Source organism: Curtobacterium sp. MCSS17_011, assembly GCF_003224275.1.
GTDB lineage: Bacteria > Actinomycetota > Actinomycetes > Actinomycetales > Microbacteriaceae > Curtobacterium.
Genome location: NZ_QKLE01000007.1, coordinates 63,577 through 81,042 on the forward strand (window position 1 = coordinate 63,577; position 17,466 = coordinate 81,042).

Genomic DNA, 17,466 nt, shown 5'->3' on the forward strand with positions numbered 1-17,466 from the left:
CGCGCACTGCGCAACCCGAACGTGATGAACTCCAGGAGAAGTGCTGTGGGCGGACCCCTTCCCCTGCTGTCGGTCGTCGTGCCGGTCGGCAGCGTCGGCCCGTGGTTCGACGTCGCGCTGGAGGCGCTCCGGTCGCAGAGCCACCGTCGGCTCGAGATCATCCTCGTGCTCGACGGGCTCAGCTCCGGGGCGACGGAGTCCGTCCGGTCCCTCGCGACCGAAGATCCGCGCGTCGTCGTGCTCGAGAGCGTGGAACGTGGCGGAGCCGGCAACGCCAGGAACACCGGGCTGCGCGTCGCGACCGGCGACTTCGTCGCGTTCGCGGACGCCGACGACCTCGTGCCGCCCGCTGCCTACGAACGGCTTCTCGCCGTGTTCGCCGAGTCCGGTCCGGAGATCGTCAGCGGGAGGGCTGAGCAGTTCACCGGGGACGGGCGCGAGGTGACCTACTGGACGACGGACGACGCACTCTGGACGGTCGGGGGGACCGGCCTCCGACTCTCGGACACGCCGCAGCTGGCGTTCGACCACACTCCCTGGAACAAGGTGTTCAAGCGCCCGTGGTTGCTCGAATCCGGTGTCGAGTTCCCGACCGGCACCACGTGTGAGGACGTCTCCTGGTGGGCGCGTCTCGCGGTGGGGGCGACGGTCGACGTGCTGCCCGAGGTGGTGTACCGCCACCGGCGACACGACGGGTCGGTGACGTCGGGCATCGGCCGAGGCGACGACCTCGACGACTGGGTCGAACAGACCCGTGCAGCAGTCGAGACGTACGCGGCACACGGGGCGGAGGGGGCGCTTGCGGCCTTCGGACGGCGGCTGATCCGCCGAGAGGCGTGGACGCGGCTGCGCGGGATCGGCGTGCTGGACCCGGTCGGCGCCCGCCTGCTCGCCGACTTCGTGCGGTGGATCGACACCTGGCTCGACGAGACCGAGTTCGACGACCTCAGCGCCTACCCCGGGACCGCCTACGCCCTGCTCCGGGCGCGGGAGCCGGGTCTCGCGGCCGAGCTCGTCGAGACGTTCGACCGCCCGGCAGAGGACGTCGTCCTGCGATGGCGCAGCCTCGCCGCCGAGTGCGAGCGGGCGCTCGGTCCCGACACGGAGCGCGGCGCTGACCTGTGGCGCGAACGCCTGTTCCGGCCGGTCGTCGATGCCGCACAGCGCGGCGATCCGCTCCCTGTCCGTCCAGAGCTCGTCGCGGCGTTCTGGGACGAGTTCGTCGGCCGTGGGCTGGACGAGCACGAACAGGTCGTGCTGTCCGCGTTGCGGGACGGAGAGGTGGACGATGTCGTGTTCCTCCGACGCAACCGTCGCGTCCGTGCGACCGCCGACCGACGCCGTGGTGGTCTCCGGATCAGCATGACGGGTCTCGAGCACCCTGCACCGGGGAGCGTCGTGCTCGAGCGCGACGGAACCCGGACGGCAGTGCACCGGGGCGTGCTGTCATCGGACACGGTCGTCTCGTCGGCGAGGCCTCGGCCCGGTGACCGGTGGAGCGTCGAGTTCACGCTGCGCGGTGGGCGGAGCCACCGCGTCGAGGTGGCCGTCGCACCGTCGGCAGTGCGACGCGTCGCCGCTGCGGTCAGGACGAGGAGCCGGAGATGAGTGCACAGCTCTCCGTCGTCATGCCGGTGCACGACGTCGCTCCGTGGATCGAAGAGCAGCTCGACTGCGTCCTGCGGCAGGATGTCGACCTCGAGGTGATCGTCATCGATGACCGGTCGAGTGACGAGACGTTCGCGATCGCGGAGCGGATCGCGTCCGGCGATCCCCGAGTGCGACTGCACCGGTCCCGAGCAGCAGGGGGAGGCGCCGCCCGCAACCAGGGGATCGACCTCGCGCGGGGCGAGTACGTGGTGTTCGCCGACGGTGACGACCTGGTACCGGACGGGTCGTACCGAGCGCTCGTCGACGCGGCCGAGCGCAACGACGCCGTGATCGCGCTCGGGCGACACCTCAAGTTCAGCTCCGGGTCGACCTGGGAGCCCATGTCGACTTGGTACGACGTCCTGGTCGAGTCGGTGACGGACCTCCAGGCCATGCCGAGGCTCCTGGCGAACCGTGCGTGCTGGAACCGGGTCTTCCGCACCGACTTCCTGCGCGCGTCGGGCGTCCGGTTCCCGGACGTCCCGCGGTCCAACGACATCGTGCCGATGGTCAGTGCCTTCCTCGCGGCGGACCGTATCGCGATGGTGCCGGAGGTCGTCTACCTCTACCGGGAGCGCCCGGGGGCCTCGTCCATGACCGCGAGGGCGTCGGGCGTCGACGGCGTGATGAGTTACCTCGATCAGGAGATCGAGGTGGCGTCGCTGCTCGCCGACGCCGCACCGGAGGTCCGCCAAACGCACGCCGAGGTCGTTCTCGATGCCGATGGCTACGTCCACCTCGAACGGTTCCTCCGCGGACAGCCGGATGCGCACGACCTGGACCGGGTCATCGGGGCGGTGCACGATCTGTTGGCGATCGTGCCGACCACCGGTCGTGCGGCACTCCGCGCCGAGCGACGAGCCCTCTGGTTCGCGGTGGCCAACGGCGCGGCGGATCTCGCCGTGCGCCTCGCGTCCGCGCTGCACGACGCGCGCGAAGACCGAGAGGTACCGCCTGCGCTGCTCAGTGCCTGGGCGGACGTGATCCGCTTGGTCGGGGTGCTCGGAGGATCAGCAGTCTTCACGCTCGATCGCGCGTCCCTCGTGAACGACGGGCCGTTCGTCCTCCTGGCCAATCGCGCAGAGCACACCGAATCGCCGGTACTGGGGTCGGCGGTCACGGAGCTCGGTCGGGTGACGGCGGGGATCGACGGACACTCCGAGCTCCTGCGCGCGGTCGCAGGCGCCGTCCACGTGCAGGACCCGCTCGCACTGCGGCTGGTCTCGGCTGTGCGGCACCTCGCACCGCTCGTCGTCGACGAGGCGCGCCCTGACACCGGCGGCGTGACCCTCGGTGGACCCGTGGTCGGGACGGTACCGGACAGCGTGTCCCTCGAGATGGTCCTCACCGCGACCGCGACCGCGACCGGACCCGGAGCCGCGGGGGCCGAGGTCGTTCTTCGGCTCGACCACGACCGGTCCCGCTGGTCGCTGCGCATCGGGAACGAAGACGTCGCCACGGGCAGGCACCGTGTCGCCGTGCGGATCGCGTTCCGTGGTCTCCGGCTCGACTTCCCCGTCGTGACCGCGAGGATGCCGCTCCCACCCGTCCCGGACGGAGTGCAACTGCAACCGCTGGCCGACCGTGCTGACGGCTGGAGGTTCCTCGTCGATCATCGGGCGGGCAGCGCGCCCCTCGCCCGACGGCTCCTGCGGGCAGCGCGCGCCAGACTCAGGAACTGACGCCGGCGAGTTCGTCGGCGGAGCGCGCGGCAGTCAGGGTGTCGCCGAGGACCATGCGGTCGAGGTCCGCCATGAAGTCCTGGAAGAACGGACGGCCGAAGTGCCACGGCGAGATGCCGTAGGGGTGCGCTCCATCGGAGTGGTAAGAACGGTCCCGGTTGTCGACCGTGCGGATGTCGTGTCGGGCCGTGATCGAACGGTAGAGCGAGTCGTACCGGTCGTTCTCACGCAGCAGCCGCTTGTACAGGTCGTCCCGTTTCTGGTCTCCGCGGTACTTCACGAACTCGAGGTCGCCGGTGCTCGTCCGGTAGTACGAGCTGTACCGGAAGCAGTTCAGGACGAGGGTCGTGTTCGGGAGCACCTGTCGCTGCCATGCGACGAGCTCGTCGACGGCCTGCTCGAGGAGCGGCACGTACTCGGCGCTGGCGTTCGCCATGTGGAGGGTCGTGAAGCCGTCACCCGCGGCGAAGTAATCCGTCTTCCGGAAGCTGTTCGGGTTGTTCGTGATGGTCGCATCGCCGATCCGTGCGAGACCGTACCGGACGTCGGAGTACAGGTCGAACAACAGGTAGTCGGGGGCGAATGCCTCGAGTTCCGCTCGGTCCGATTTCGCGATGTCGCGAGCCATCGTGCGCGCCCCGTGCTCGTTGACCTTGTCACCCGGTTCGATGCGTTCTGCGACGTCTGGGTCGACGGGGGCCGACAGGAAGCTCACGAGTCCGGCCTGCCATGCCAGGGGTCCGAGGTCGTAGACGTCCTTGTACTGCGGGTTGTTCCGCGTGATGAACGCTTCGCGCGTGACGCACGAGCCGATGATGGCCACCTTGATCCGTGACACCGAGTTCTCCGTTCGATCGAGCATGAGCCAGCAACAAGGTTTGATTATGCCTCAGGGCGCGCGGCGGCCCGTGTCACCGGCCGATCGTCATGTCCCGGAGGAGCGCGTCGTACCGGCGCGAGACCGCGAACGGCGCGAGCCGGGCCGTGAACTCGCGTGCGGCACCACGCTCCGGCAACGGCTCCGACAGCACCCGCGCGAGCGCGCCGGCGTCGCCGGGTTCGAACCACCGGACCCAGGGTTCACCGCCGAAGTCGCTCCGCAGGTGTGCTTCGTTGGGCAGCACGACCGGCACGCCGAACGTCGCGGCGAGGTGGAGGCTGCCGGAGTTCAGGACGCGGCGGTACGGCAACACTGCAACGTCCGCCGCGTCGAACCAGAGTTTGACCTCCGCGTCGTCGACGTAGTCGTGGTGACGCACGGTGCGGAGCCCGTCGGGCAGGAGTCGATCGATGGTCGCCTCGTCCTCGGTCGACGTCCTCCCGGCGAGCAGGAGGACGAAACGGCCGGCGGTCGGTGCCTGTTCCAGGGCCTCGACCAGGACGTCGACTCCCTTGTACGGCCGGATCTGCCCGAAGAAGAGCACGGCGAGGTCGTCGTCACCGAGGCCGAAACGTGCTCGAGCCTCCGCCCGGGATCCGTTGCCGTCGTAGATGCCTCGGTAGCTCGGGTGGGGGATGTGGTGGACCCTTCGCCCGGAGAGGTCGTAGAACGGTGCGACCACGTCGCCCGTGCGTGAGTTCATGACGTGGACCGCGTCCGCGGTCGCGGCAAGGTAGCGGTTCAGCGCGATCTCGTGCTCCTCGTACCGAACGTCGTGTGCGAGCGCGTTGTGGACCGTCCAGAGCACCCGGGCGCCACGTGCGCGCGCTCCGTCGACCGCGGTCCGGAACCGAGCGGATCGGTCCACTGCCTCGTCGGTGTCGCCTGCACGCTGGACGATCGGTGCTGTCCAGTGCACGTGCGCGACGTCTCCGGTGCCGAGGGACGCCAGGTCGTGTTCGAAGCGCTCGAGCCTCGCGGACTCGAGGACGTCCCAGCCCGAGGCTCGCGGAGCCAGGAGCATGAGGTTCAGGTACGGGTTGTCGCGGTAGACGGGGAAGACCGCGAGCCGCGATGGCCGGCCATCGCGAGGATGCGAGCGCGCTGTTGGAGGCACAGGGCGATCCTACGAGGGCTCGTCGGTGCTCTGGTCGATAGCATCGAGGGATGTTCAGAGCTCGCCCCAGGATCACCACCGACACATCGTTGACCTTCGCCGTGTCGGGTGACTCGGTCACTGCCCGCCCCGAGTCCTGGCGCGACCAGCTCGGCGATCGACGTCTGCGACTTGTCGGTGGCTTCGCTGAGGACGGGGCGACGTCCGAGCGTGCGTTCGGTCAGGTTCGTCGATCGCTGGCTGACGTGCTCGTGGTCATGATCGGCATGAACGATGTCCGGGAGGGCGTGCCCTTCGAGGAGATGACCGCGAACATCGAGAAGATCGTGCGGTTCGCAGAGTGCCAGACACCCCTGATCTGCTTGGTCCCGCCGAACAACCGCACCAACGGGGAGGTCAACCAGCGTGCGAACGGTGTCGTGGCGAACCGGCACCTCTTCGACCTCGGAGCACGGCGCGGATGGGTTGTCGCGGACCCGTTCGCCTTCGCCCGTGCCTCCAACAACTCATGGGGCGGCGGCATGTCGGATGACGGCGAGCACCCGCTTCCGCACGTCTCAGCAGAGGCTGCGGTCCGCATGCGCCTGTTCATCCGGCAGGCGGCGGCGACGGTCGGACTCAACCAGTGAGGTGAGGGCCGGCTGGTGCTCAGTTCAACGTCGCGACGATGTACTCGGCCTCGTGCAGGACCGAGCAGAACGCCAGCCCTTCGTGGTCGAGCGCATCGCGCTTCCGGATGACCGCGCTGCACACTGCGCACTTGGTCGTGAAGGTCGACCGCATTGCATCTGAGAGGAGCGACATGCCTGCAGCCTGCTCCGGCAAGGTGAACAGCAGACCGCGTTCGTCTCAGAACATGGTGAACGTGCCCGAAGAATCCGCCTCAGACACGACGTAAACTCAGGTCGGAACGAGCGTGGCCTGCACGGAGGACCCCTCGCCACCGCTGCGAGAGGTCCTCACAACGATCGGACGACGTGCTCCGGGTCAGCTGCAGTCCCGACCACGACGGCGAAGTCCCCGTCCGCGACGACCTGCCCGTCCGCCAGCCACACGACGTTCCGCGCACCCGGCTGCGGCACGAACGACCGTCCGCCAGGCGCGGACGACGGCGCCCCCACGACCAGCACGGTCACCTCGTCCAACCCGCTCGACCCCCGGTACCAGGACGTCGGCATGTCGACCTGCACCACGTGTCCGGCGGCCTCGAGCGCGACCACCAGCGCGGACACGTCCGCACCTCGCGAGCCGTCGTGCTTCACCGCGACACGGAACCCGAGAGGCCCCCCTTCGCGCGCGATGACCGGTTGCGACGACCGCACCATGACGGCGTGCCCCTTGGGGAGCCCGGGGGTCACTCCGAGGTACCGCAGCCCGGCCGCGTCGTACCGGTCGACCGCGTCCGCCTCCGGGTACCGCCCGCGCCACCGCTCGTCGAAGATGCGCCGGTTGTCGACCCGGGCGTCGTCGCGACCGGGGGTACGGCTCTCGTGGTGCACGACTTCCGACGACGGGACGACGACGAAGGCCGAGCCCGCCGCTGACGACGACAGCGCGCGGAGGCACAGGTCGACGTCTTCGAGTCCGTTCGCGTACACGGGGTCGAACCCGCGCCAGCGGATCAGGTCGACCGCACGGAACGCCGCAGCGGCTGCGGTGATCGCCGAGAACCGGAGCGATCCGGCGGAGCCCGGCCCGAACGCCCGGTCGGCATCGTGCCGCGGGTGGTCGCCGAGGAAGTGCCACGGCAGCACCTTGTCCCCGCCGAACACCGTGCCCGCGGCCTGCACGACACCGTCCGGGTACAGGAGCAGCGGTTGCGCGCCGAGCACCGTCGGGTCGTCGAGCGCCGACACCAGCGGCCGCAGCCACCCGGTCGTGACCTCGGTGTCGTTGTTGAGCATGACGACGGTGCCACCGCGGGACCGGGAGAGCCCGAGGTTGCTCCCGAGCGCGAAGTTCCGGTTCCGGTCCTCCCGCTGCAGGACCACGCGGGACTCGTCGCTGAACCAGGCGCCGAGGATCACCGAGACGGATCGCGGAGAACCGTTGTCGATGAGCACGACCTCGATGCGGTCACCGTCGTGGTCCGCCGCGGCCAGCACGGCGTCGACGGCCCGTCGGGTCATCGTCCAGTCGCGGAACACCGGGATGACGACCGAGACGAGGCCGGCGTCGCGCGTCGGTGCTGCGGATGCCAGGGCGTCCCAGTCGATGCGGTGGCGGGCGAGCGCGACCTCCTGCCACGACGCCGGCTGGGCGGACGAGACGCGACGCGGGTCGCGCACGTTGTCGTAGTCGACACCGATCACGGGCACGTACGCGGGAACGCCGGAGCGCTTCCCGATGCGCAGCAGCCACTCCCAGTCGATCCAGCGTCGCAGGCTCTCGTCGAACAGCCCCACGGCAGCGGCGACGTCACGACGGACGACGAGCGCGTTGAGGTCGATGAAGTTGCCGGCGAGCAGATCCTCGAGTGAGCCGTCCTCACCGCGGTAAGTCTCGACCGGCGCAGTGGAGTCGTCGGCGTTGTTCGCGCCGATCATCCGCACGCCGGTGTGCACGCCGGGACCGTCCGTCTCGAGCAGGGCGGCGAGGGCGGCGGACAGGTGCTCCGGACGCCAGGTGTTGTCGGCGTCGAGGAACGCGACGAAGTCGCCGCGGACCGCCGCGAGTCCGGTGTTCCGGGCGGCACCGGCACCACCGTTCTCGCGCTCGAGCAGTCGGATGCGCGGCTCGTCAGCGGCGATCCGGCGCACGACCTCGGCGGTCTCGTCACCGGAACCGTCGTCCACGACGAGGAGCTCCCAGTTCGCGTGCTGCTGCGCGCGCACCGAGGCGATCGCCGCACCGACCACGTCGGCGCGCCGGTACACCGGCATCACGATCGACACGAGCGGCTGCTCCGCGTCGCGCCTCGCGACGCCGCGCGGGTACCGGGCGAGTGCCTCGGCGACCTCGGGGCCGTCCCAGGTCTGCCGGTAGCGGCGGCGGGTCCGGTGCTGCGCATCGGCGAAGGCGCGGGCAGCAGAGACGGCTGCGTCGCGTGCGGCACCCCACGTGGGTGCCTGGCCTCGGCGGCCGGGAGGCACGGGGAGCGTGGTCGCGTCGGTCGCGTTCCGCAGGAAGTGCCGGAGCGCATCGAGTGTGGACGCCGGACGGGTGGCTTCAGGCACCGACGCGGCGTACACGCTGGCGTCGAAGAGGGGTCCGGTCTGGAAGAGCTCCGGGCCCTCCTGGTGCAGGGCGTCGTACCAGGACATCGCCGGCACGGGCTGGTGTTCGCGCATCCACTCGTGCTCGATGAGCGGGTGCAGTGAGAGTCCCCGCTGGCCGTCGTTGTGCACGTAGAACGCGATGGCGTCGGCGTCGGTGTCGAACGTCCGTCCGGTCTGGGCCTCGAAGTACGCACGGTCGAGCACACCGAACTCGGCGATCCGCCGGGCCCAGCGGTCGAGCCGGTCCGTGACGGTCAACGGCTTGTCGGGACCTCGGAACGGACGCGCCAGGCGCCGCGCGACGCGGCCGAAGCCCTTCGCCTCGGCCATCAGCGGCGACCCGGCAGCCGTGCGGCGACCTTGGCGATCGCCTGGCCGGTGCGGAACGAGCGGCTCGCGCGCAGGTCGTCGAGCTCGCGGCGGAGCCGGGTGACCTCGTCGGAGGCGTTCCCCGCCGCGACCTCGGCGGCGGTGAGGTCGAGGGGGAGGAGCGCTGCCCAGCGGCCCTCGATGGCCTCGGAGCGCGACGCGAGCGGCGCGGTCAGGCGACGGTCGAGCTGCTCGCGCGCCGCGACGAGTCCGCCGCGGGTCGTCGCGACGACGTGCGGGTCCAGCAGCACGGCGACCTGGTCGGCTCCGGCTCGGTGCGCGGGTGATGACCACGGCAGGGCGGTCGGCGCGGACCGCACGACCACGAGCTCGAGCGACCGTCGGTTGGCGGCGACGACCTCGGCGGGCGTGGGGTCCACGAGGACGGTGACGGTGACGAGGTCGTCCGGGTTCGGGGCTTCGGAGGTGGCCGTCCACCCACCGGGGGCCGACGTGCCGGGGGTGAGCCGGGCCTCCAGGTCGAAGCCGTCCGCGAAGGCCGCGTCGATCTCACGGACCAGGCCACCGGCGTCCTCGACGTGCCGCAGGTCGACGGCGAGGCGGGGTGGGGGACCAGCGGGGACCAGGGCGTCGGCGAAGCGCTCCGTCGCCGTCGAGCCGTGCCGCTGGTAGGCGGCGACGGCGTCCGGCAGGAACGGGTAGCGGCGCTCGAGTTCGCGCTGGTGCGCAGCGCGGAGGGCGTTGCGGTTGCCGGAGAAGCTCTTGCCGCCGGCGTGCAGGACCAGCGCGCGGTTGGCGATCCGCGACGTCCAGCCGTGCTCGGCGAGGCGCAGGCAGTAGTCGTTCTCCTCGCCGTACCCGGGGGCGAAGGCGTCGTCGAACAGCCCGTGCTCGGTGATCAACTCGCGGCGGGTGAGGAAGCAGAAGCCCATCGCGACGGGCAGTACCTGCGAGACCGGCAGGAGCGGGGCGACCGCGCCCCAGACGGCCCGCGTGCGGTCCTCGGTGCGGGCGGCACCCCGGTTCGTCAGGCGGTAGGGGATGCTCGCGATCGTCGCGTTGTCACTGCGCGCGGTCACGACGCCGGTGCGGTCCTCGTCGAGGACCTCGAGCATCGCGTCGAGGAACCCAGCGGTCGGCACGGCGTCGCTGTTGAGGAGCAGGACGGCCTCGGCTCCTGGCTCGTCGGCGCCCCGGTCGAGCTCCGTCACCGCGCGGTTGCACGTGCCGACGAACCCGAGGTTGCGGTCGTTCCGTTCGTACCGGAAGCCCGCTCGGTCACCGATGCGATCGAGGAGTGCTCCCTCGATCGTGTCGGCGTCCGGACCGCAGTCGTTGACGAACAGGGCACGGTGCCGGTCGGTGTCGAGGTGCTCGACGAGCCCGTCGACGCACCGCAGCAACGAGTCGAGGTCGCCGTACACGGGCACGACGACGAGGGTGGAGCGGATCATCGGGTGGGTTCCTCTGCTTCGAGTGCACGGGCGATCGCGTCGACGGCGGTCTCGAGCGGGCCGCCGAGCGCACCCGCAGTCACCGGCACGTACCCGGTCGGGCCCTCCGCGGCGGCCCGCCGGACGGCGTCGGCGACGGCTAGGCCGAGGGAACGGGCATCGGCGGGGACCGCCTCGAGGTTCGGGTGCAGGTGCGCCCGGGTGCCACGGAACTCGTTCGTGACGACGCGAGCGCCGGAGACCGCACCGTCGAACGGCGGGTGGCTCGGGTGCGGGCTGTGCTGCAGCGACAGCACGACGTTCGTCGACGCGATGAACCGGAAGTAGTCGTCCCAGGGCATGGTGCCGTGGGAGACGAGCTTCACGTCGCCTCGGCCGCCGTCGAGCTCGACGTCGCCGTGCTGTTCGCCGGCCGAGTGGAACTCGACCCGGATGCCGTCGGCCTCGAGTTCCTGGACGGCGACACGCAACGCGGCCACACCGAGCCGGAACAGGTTCCGGTGCTTGCTCGGCCGGCCGTAGAACAGGACCCGGACCCCGTCCTCGTGCCCTCGGGCAGCGGCCACGCGTCCGAGCAGCTCGAGGTCGAGGTGCGGTGCGAAGGTGCGCTCGGTGGGGACGTCCAGGCCCTCGACGTCGGCCAGGTACCTGCGCAGCGGCTCGGAGTTCACCAGCATCCGGAAGCCAGCGCGGTAGGTCGACGCTGCGACCGCGTACTCGGTCGACCAGGGGCTGAAACCGGGTTCGTAGTCCTGCACGAGGTACACGACCCGGCCGCGGGGGACCACGCCCGCGGTGACGGCGACGTCGATGGGGTGCGCGGTCTTCCAGTGCGTGGCGATCCACACGTCGTCACGACCGAACTCGGTGCCGAGGACGTCCTCACGCCGGACCACCCGGACACCGGGACGGCCGTCGATGCGCGACTCCGGGAACCGGTCGGCGACCAGCGCCTCCGCGGCCGCGGCACTGTTGCCAGGTGTCGTCCACCGGACCATGACGACCCGGACACGTCGGCCGAGCCGCTCCCCGAGGGCGAGCGCCACGGCGAGGGCCGTCTGCACCCCAGCGAAGGCCGCACCCTCGCGCAGCTCGTCGACGACCAGGACGACCTCGGGCTCGCGGTCGACCGTGCGGATCCCGGCGAGGGCGAGGCTCGTCTCCACCAAGCCCTCGAACGGACGGGCCGCGAGCGGCGCCCGGTCGCGCTCACGCCGGGTCACCCCGACGTCGACCCGGGACACCGTCCGGCCGAGTCGCTCCCGGACGTCGTTGCGGTAGTGGCCGTCGCGCGCGTACCGCTCGTTCACCCGGACGAGGTCGCTGACGAGGCGCCGTGCCTTCTCGAAGTTCATCAGCCCTCACGTTACTGGGCGTCGGCGTCCGGCTCGGTAGGATCGGACCCCTCATGATGCAGCGAATCGACCTCCGCGGCGGCCTCCCCGCCCGTGCCGAACTCCTCCGACTCATGCCCCGCGCCGCGGGTGACGTGTCGCACGCCGTCGATGCCGCGCGCGAGTTGATCGAGGACGTCCGACACCGTGGGGCCGCGGCCCTGCACGACCAGGCCGAGCGTTTCGACGGTGGAGCCCCCGCGAACGTGCGCGTGCCCGCCGCCGAGATCACCGACGCCGTGGCCGGGCTCACCCCCGAGGTCCGGGCCGCCCTCGACGAGGCCATCCGCCGCGTCCGGGCCGCGAGTGCGGCGCAGATCCCCGCCCCGTCCGTGACCACCCTGGCCGACGGCGCCGAGGTCCACCAGCGCTGGCAGCCGATGCGCCGCGTGGGGCTCTACGTGCCCGGTGGCAAGGCCGTCTACCCGTCCAGCGTCGTGATGAACGTCGTCGCAGCCCAGGTCGCGGGCGTGCCCTCGATCGCCCTCGTGTCGCCGCCGCAGCGCGACCACGGCGGAGCGGTGCACCCGACGATCCTCGCCGCCGCGGGGCTGCTCGGCGTCGACGAGGTCTACGCGATGGGCGGCGCCGGAGCCGTCGGCGCGCTGGCGTACGGCGTCGCCGAGATCGACCTCGAGCCGGTCGACCTGGTCACGGGGCCTGGGAACAACTACGTCGCCGCCGCGAAGCGCCTGGTACGCGGTGTGGTGGGCATTGACTCCGAGGCCGGGGCGACCGAGATCCTCGTGATCGCGGACGACACCGCCGACGCCGGGTTCGTGGCCGCCGACCTCATCAGCCAGGCCGAGCACGACGAGCAGGCCGGCAGCGTGCTGGTGACGACGTCCGCGGCGTTCGCCGACGCGGTGGAAGCCGCCATCCCGGAACGCACGGCGGTGCTCGGGACGGCTGCGCGCCTCCAGGCCGCCCTGGCCGGACCGCAGTCCGCGATCGTCCTGGTGGACTCGCTGAGCGACGCGGCGACCGTGAGCAACGCGTACGGGCCGGAGCACCTCGAGATCCAGACGGTCGACGACGACGCGGTGCTGGCCGACATCGACGCCGCCGGCGCGGTGTTCGTCGGGCCGAGCACGCCGGTGAGCCTGGGGGACTACCTGGCCGGGTCGAACCACGTGCTGCCGACCGGCGGCCAGGCCCGCTTCGGGTCCGGGCTGTCCGCGTCCACGTTCCTGCGACCCCAGCAGATCGTCCGGTACACGCCCGAGGCCCTGGCCGAGGTCGCGCCGCACATCGTCGCCCTGTCCACCGAGGAGCAGCTCCCCGCGCACGGGGCCGCCGTGACGGAGCGCACGAACCGATAGCCTGGGGAACGACATGTTCTGCCCCTTCTGCCGCCACCCGGACTCCCGCGTCGTCGACTCACGGACGAGCGACGACGGAACCTCCATCCGCCGCCGTCGTCAGTGCCCCAACTGCGGTCGACGGTTCTCGACCACAGAGACCGCATCGCTCAACGTCGTGAAGCGCAACGGCGTCACCGAGCCGTTCAGCCGCGACAAGATCGTCTCCGGTGTGCGCAAGGCGTGCCAGGGGCGCCCGGTCACGGATGGCGACCTGGCCGTGCTCGCGCAGCGCGTCGAGGAGACCGTGCGGTCCTCCGGCTCCAGCCAGATCGACGCGAACGACATCGGCCTCGCGATCCTCGCGCCGTTGCGCGAGCTCGACGAGGTCGCGTACCTGCGGTTCGCGAGCGTCTACCAGGCGTTCGACTCGCTCGAGGACTTCGAGGACGCCATCGGCCAGCTCCGCCGCGACCACCACGGGGCGGCCGACACGGCCGCCGGGTCGTCCGCACCGTCCGGCACGCGCGCGTGAGCGGCATCGCCGAACGCGTCGTGCGCGGCGGCTACCGCGCCGTGTTCCGTTCCGTGTTCGCGAACATGGACCCGGAACGTGCCCACCACCTGGCCTTCGCCGTCATCGCGGGGCTGCCCCGCGTGCCGTTCCTGAGCGGCGTCGTCGAGCGCTACTGCCGTCCCGCGGCGGCCGACGGCATCACCACGATGGGCATCCACTTCCCGTCGCGCTTCGGTCTGGCGGCCGGGTTCGACAAGGACGCCCGCGGCATCGCCGGTCTCGGCCTGCTCGGCTTCGGCCACGTCGAGGTCGGCACCATCACCGCCAAGCCGCAGCCCGGCAACGAGCGCCCGCGCCTGTTCCGGCTGATCGGCGACCGCGCCCTGATCAACCGCATGGGCTTCAACAACCACGGCGCAGCAGCGGCCGCCCGACGTCTCGAGCGCGCCCGCCGCAACCCCGGCCGACCCGTCATCGGCGTGAACATCGGCAAGAGCCGGGTCGTCTCGGTCGAGGACGCGATCGACGACTACCTCGAGTCCACCCGCCGGCTCGCCACGTTCGCGGACTACCTGGCGGTCAACGTCAGCTCGCCGAACACGCCCGGCCTGCGCGGACTGCAGGAACTCGACCAGCTCCGGCCGCTGCTGTCCGCGGTGCGTGACGCCGCGGGACGCACGCCGGTGCTCGTCAAGATCGCGCCGGACCTGACCGACGAGCAGATCGACGCGATCGCGGGCCTCGCGGTCGAGCTCGGTCTGTCCGGCGTGATCGCGAACAACACGACGATCTCGCGCGACGGACTGACCGCCGATCCGTCCGACGTCGAGGCGATGGGCGCCGGGGGGCTGTCCGGCGCGCCGGTGGCGGCTCGCTCGCTCGAGGTCCTGCGCCGCGTCCGCGCCGCCGTGCCCTCCGACTTCTGCGTCGTCGCCGTCGGTGGCGTCACCACCGAGCAGGACGTGCAGGACCGCATCGACGCCGGGGCGACCCTGGTGCAGGGCTACACGGCGTTCCTCTACGAGGGACCGACGTGGGCCGCCCGCATCAACCGCCTGCGCCGTCGGCGCCTGCGTCGTGCCGCGCACTAGACGCGACCACTGACTGCCTGGAGGCCCGTGGCGGCGCCGCCACGGGCCTCCCGTCCGGCCGTGTGGACGCGCCCACGGCCGTCTGGTGAGCAGGAATGGTCGGGTGCGCCGTGCCCGCTCGACCATTTCTGCTCACGAAGCCGCACGCGCGCGGAGAGCGCAGGGACGACGAAGCGCCGCCCGGCAAGCCGGGCGGCGCTTCGTCGAGGACGTGTGACTACAGGGTGGGGTACTCGCCACGCCGGACCTGGGGCTTGGGGAGCCGCAGGAAACGCAGCTGCCACGCCCGCGTGAGGATGTAGAGGAAGGTGCCGCGCTGGAACTCGCCGAACTTGGTGGTGAGCTTGCGGCGGAGCGACAGCCAGAGCACCACGCAGTCGATGACGAACAGGGCCACGAACGCCCACACCAGCAGGAGCGAGTAGGACGCGATCACGGTCTGCGCTGCCGCGAACCCGACGATCAGGAACAGCACGAGGACGGGCATCATGACCTCGCCGACGTTCCATCGGGCATCTATCCAGTTGCGGACGAAGCGTCGCTGCTCACCGCGGTCCTTCGCCGGAAGGTAGCGCTCCTCGCCGTTGGCCATGCCGACCCGGGCGCGCTCGCGCTCCGAGTTGAGGCGTGCGCGGGCAGCCTTCTTGTCCACCGGCGTGTTGCCCACGAGGGGGCGGCGGTTCGCCGCCTCTCGCTCGCGGCGGGACGGCGTCGGGCGACCCTTGCCCTGCTCGAGGAGCTCGGCCTCGGTCGGGTTGACGGTCGTGTTGGTCTTGGGGGCTGCCTTCGCCACGGTGCGTTCCTAACGGCGGTGTGCGTGCGGGATCTCCTCTAGATTACCGGGCATGACCGACAGCGAACAGCACAGCCCCGCGACCGACCCCGCGCTCCTCGACGCCCTGCGCGAACACGTCCAGGGGGCCCTGCCCACGACGATCGCCGACCTGTCCTCGCTCGTGCGCCTGCCGTCGGTGTCCTGGTCGGCCTTCGACCCGGCGAACGTGCGCGCGAGTGCCGAGGCCGTCGCGGACCTGGCGCGCTCCACCGGGGTGTTCGGCGCGGACGACGTCCGGATCGTGCGGTCCGCGGTGTCCGGCTCCACGGCCGACGTCGCCGAGGCCGACGCCGACGCCGAGACCGAACTGGGCCAGCCCGCGGTGCTCGCGGTGCGCCCGGCGCGGAACGGCAAGCCGACGGTGATGCTCTACGCCCACCACGATGTGCAGCCGCAGGGCGACGAGGCCCAGTGGGAGACGCCGCCGTTCGAGCCGACCCTGCGCGGTGACCGCCTGTACGGCCGCGGGGCCTCGGACGACAAGGCCGGTGTGATGACGCACATCGCGTCGCTCCGCGCGGTGCACGCCCAGTTCGGCGACGACCTCGATCTCGGGATCGTGCTGTTCGTCGAGGGCGAGGAGGAGTTCGGCTCCCGCTCGTTCCGCACGTTCCTGCGCGAACAGAAGGAGCACCTCGCCGCCGACGTCATCGTCGTGGCGGACAGTGACAACTGGTCGACCGAGGTGCCGTCGATCACGGTCTCGCTGCGCGGCAACGTCACCTTCAAGCTCACCCTGACCACGCTCGAGCACGCCAGCCACAGCGGCATGTTCGGGGGAGCGGCCCCGGACGCGATGATCCCCATGGTGCAGCTGCTCGCCTCGCTGCACGACGCCGACGGTTCCGTCGCCGTCGACGGGCTGACCTCGTACGAGGCCGACGTGCCGGAGCGCACCGAGGACGAACTCGCCGTCGACGCCGCCCTCGTCCCCGGTGTGCGCCCGATCGGCACCGGAGCGGTGCTGTCCCGCATGTGGTTCCAGCCGTCGATCACGGTGACCGGCATGGACGTGCCGAGTGTCGCGAACGCCTCGAACACCTTGCTGCCCACGGTCTCGGCACGTGTCTCGGTCCGCATCGCCCCGGGGCAGGACGCGCGCGAGGCCTACGACGCCGTCGAGCGGCACCTGCGCGAGCACGTCCCGTTCGGTGCACGGATGGAGATCACGGAGCCGGACAGCGGCGACGGGTTCCTCGTCGACACCGCCGGGTGGGCCGTGCAGGAGGCCCGCACGGCGATGCGCGAGGGCTGGGGTGCCGAGGCAGTCGAGCAGGGCATCGGCGGGTCGATCCCGTTCGTGTCGGACCTCGCCGCGGAGTTCCCGGACGCGCAGATCCTGGTCACCGGCGTCGAGGACCCGGACACCCGCGCGCACAGCCCGAACGAGTCGCAGCACCTCGGTGTCCTGCACCGTGCCATCGCGTCGGAGACGATCCTGCTCGCCAGGCTCGCGACGCGCAGCTGAGGGTGCTTACAATCGACGCCAGGCGCGGTGACCAGCACCGCCCGGAGGGAGACGCGCGATGAGCGACACCATCACCGAAGCACCGGCGACGGGGACCCCGTCGCACGGCGTCCTCCTGAGCGACGCCGCTGCCGGCAAGGTGGCGAGCCTGCTCGAGCAGGAAGGCCGCGACGACCTGCGCCTGCGCCTCGCCGTCCAACCCGGTGGCTGCTCGGGCCTGATCTACCAGCTCTACTTCGACGAGCGCCTGCTCGACGGTGACGTCACCGCCGAGTTCGACGGGGTCGAGGTCGTCGTCGACAAGATGAGCGTCCCGTACCTCGACGGTGCCACGATCGACTTCGAGGACACGATCCAGAAGCAGGGCTTCACGATCGACAACCCGAACGCCGAGGGCAGCTGCGCCTGTGGCGACAGCTTCCACTGATCGCCGGCGATCCGACACGCGAGCGGGGAGCGACCGGAACGGTCGCTCCCCGCTCGCGTTCGTGGTGCCGGAGGTGGCCCGCAGGAGCGCGGAGTGATCGGG

Annotated in this window: 15 protein-coding genes; 8 read left to right on the top strand and 7 right to left on the bottom strand. The window is 71.3% G+C overall.

What is annotated here, in order from left to right; translation table 11 throughout:
• Positions 1–45 precede the first annotated feature (45 nt).
• Positions 46–1,608, top strand: coding sequence for a glycosyltransferase (locus DEJ17_RS07270; protein ID WP_181421099.1), 1,563 nt, complete (start codon positions 46–48; stop codon positions 1,606–1,608).
• Positions 1,605–3,332: a glycosyltransferase family 2 protein gene (locus DEJ17_RS07275; RefSeq protein ID WP_110892757.1), complete on the top strand. Its 1,728-nt coding sequence runs from the start codon at positions 1,605–1,607 to the stop codon at positions 3,330–3,332. Before DEJ17_RS07270 ends, DEJ17_RS07275 begins: the two co-directional genes overlap by 4 nt.
• Here the strand turns inward: DEJ17_RS07275 and DEJ17_RS07280 are convergent.
• Together DEJ17_RS07280 and DEJ17_RS07285 are read right to left on the bottom strand one after the other, a co-directional pair.
• Positions 3,322–4,194 carry a DUF6270 domain-containing protein gene (locus DEJ17_RS07280; protein ID WP_146239661.1) on the bottom strand — a complete coding sequence of 291 codons (873 nt, stop codon included), beginning with the start codon at positions 4,192–4,194 and terminating at the stop codon, positions 3,322–3,324. The genes DEJ17_RS07275 and DEJ17_RS07280 overlap by 11 nt on opposite strands.
• Before the next feature lie 49 nt (positions 4,195–4,243).
• Positions 4,244–5,329, bottom strand: coding sequence for a glycosyltransferase (locus tag DEJ17_RS07285; protein WP_146239662.1), 1,086 nt, complete (start codon positions 5,327–5,329; stop codon positions 4,244–4,246).
• Positions 5,330–5,379: 50 nt separating this feature from the next.
• Here DEJ17_RS07285 and DEJ17_RS07290 point away from each other — a divergent pair, with 50 nt between their 5' ends.
• Entirely contained in the window at positions 5,380–5,958 is a 579-nt protein-coding gene (locus DEJ17_RS07290) for an SGNH/GDSL hydrolase family protein (protein WP_110892760.1), read from the top strand.
• Positions 5,959–5,977: 19 nt separating this feature from the next.
• Here the strand turns inward: DEJ17_RS07290 and DEJ17_RS17750 are convergent, their stop codons facing one another.
• From DEJ17_RS17750 to DEJ17_RS07305, 4 genes are all read right to left on the bottom strand, one after another.
• Positions 5,978–6,133 carry a hypothetical protein gene (locus DEJ17_RS17750; RefSeq protein ID WP_181421100.1) on the bottom strand — a complete coding sequence of 52 codons (156 nt, stop codon included), beginning with the start codon at positions 6,131–6,133 and terminating at the stop codon, positions 5,978–5,980.
• 155 nt (positions 6,134–6,288) lie between these two features.
• On the bottom strand, positions 6,289–8,877 hold the full coding sequence (locus DEJ17_RS07295; protein WP_110892761.1) for a glycosyltransferase family 2 protein: 2,589 nt from the start codon (positions 8,875–8,877) through the stop codon (positions 6,289–6,291).
• Positions 8,877–10,331, bottom strand: a complete 1,455-nt coding sequence (locus DEJ17_RS07300) for a glycosyltransferase family 2 protein (RefSeq protein ID WP_110892762.1) — start codon at positions 10,329–10,331, stop codon at positions 8,877–8,879. The genes DEJ17_RS07295 and DEJ17_RS07300 overlap by 1 nt, the downstream gene beginning before the upstream one ends.
• A complete protein-coding gene (locus tag DEJ17_RS07305) occupies positions 10,328–11,686 on the bottom strand; it encodes a hypothetical protein (RefSeq protein ID WP_110892763.1) in 1,359 nt (452 codons plus the stop codon). The genes DEJ17_RS07300 and DEJ17_RS07305 overlap by 4 nt, the downstream gene beginning before the upstream one ends.
• A 53-nt stretch (positions 11,687–11,739) precedes the next feature.
• Here DEJ17_RS07305 and hisD point away from each other — a divergent pair, with 53 nt between their 5' ends.
• The 3 genes from hisD to DEJ17_RS07320 are packed head-to-tail and all read left to right on the top strand — an operon-like array spanning position 11,740 to position 14,634.
• Positions 11,740–13,047: a histidinol dehydrogenase gene (gene hisD / locus DEJ17_RS07310; protein ID WP_110892764.1), complete on the top strand. Its 1,308-nt coding sequence runs from the start codon at positions 11,740–11,742 to the stop codon at positions 13,045–13,047.
• 13 nt (positions 13,048–13,060) lie between these two features.
• Positions 13,061–13,561, top strand: a complete 501-nt coding sequence (gene nrdR, locus DEJ17_RS07315; RefSeq protein ID WP_110892765.1) for a transcriptional regulator NrdR — start codon at positions 13,061–13,063, stop codon at positions 13,559–13,561.
• Entirely contained in the window at positions 13,558–14,634 is a 1,077-nt protein-coding gene (locus DEJ17_RS07320) for a quinone-dependent dihydroorotate dehydrogenase (RefSeq protein ID WP_110892766.1), read from the top strand. Before nrdR ends, DEJ17_RS07320 begins: the two co-directional genes overlap by 4 nt.
• A gap of 217 nt (positions 14,635–14,851) precedes the next feature.
• Here DEJ17_RS07320 and DEJ17_RS07325 read toward each other — a convergent pair whose 3' ends face one another.
• Positions 14,852–15,427, bottom strand: a complete 576-nt coding sequence (locus DEJ17_RS07325) for a DUF3043 domain-containing protein (RefSeq protein WP_110892767.1) — start codon at positions 15,425–15,427, stop codon at positions 14,852–14,854.
• Positions 15,428–15,479: 52 nt separating this feature from the next.
• Between DEJ17_RS07325 and DEJ17_RS07330 the strand changes: the two genes are divergently transcribed.
• Both DEJ17_RS07330 and DEJ17_RS07335 read left to right on the top strand, forming a co-directional pair.
• A complete protein-coding gene (locus DEJ17_RS07330) occupies positions 15,480–16,937 on the top strand; it encodes a dipeptidase (protein ID WP_110892768.1) in 1,458 nt (485 codons plus the stop codon).
• 58 nt (positions 16,938–16,995) lie between these two features.
• The gene (locus tag DEJ17_RS07335) at positions 16,996–17,364 is read left to right on the top strand and encodes an iron-sulfur cluster assembly accessory protein (RefSeq protein WP_110892769.1); all 369 of its coding nucleotides are present in this window, start codon (positions 16,996–16,998) and stop codon (positions 17,362–17,364) included.
• The last annotated feature ends 102 nt before the right edge of the window (positions 17,365–17,466 follow it).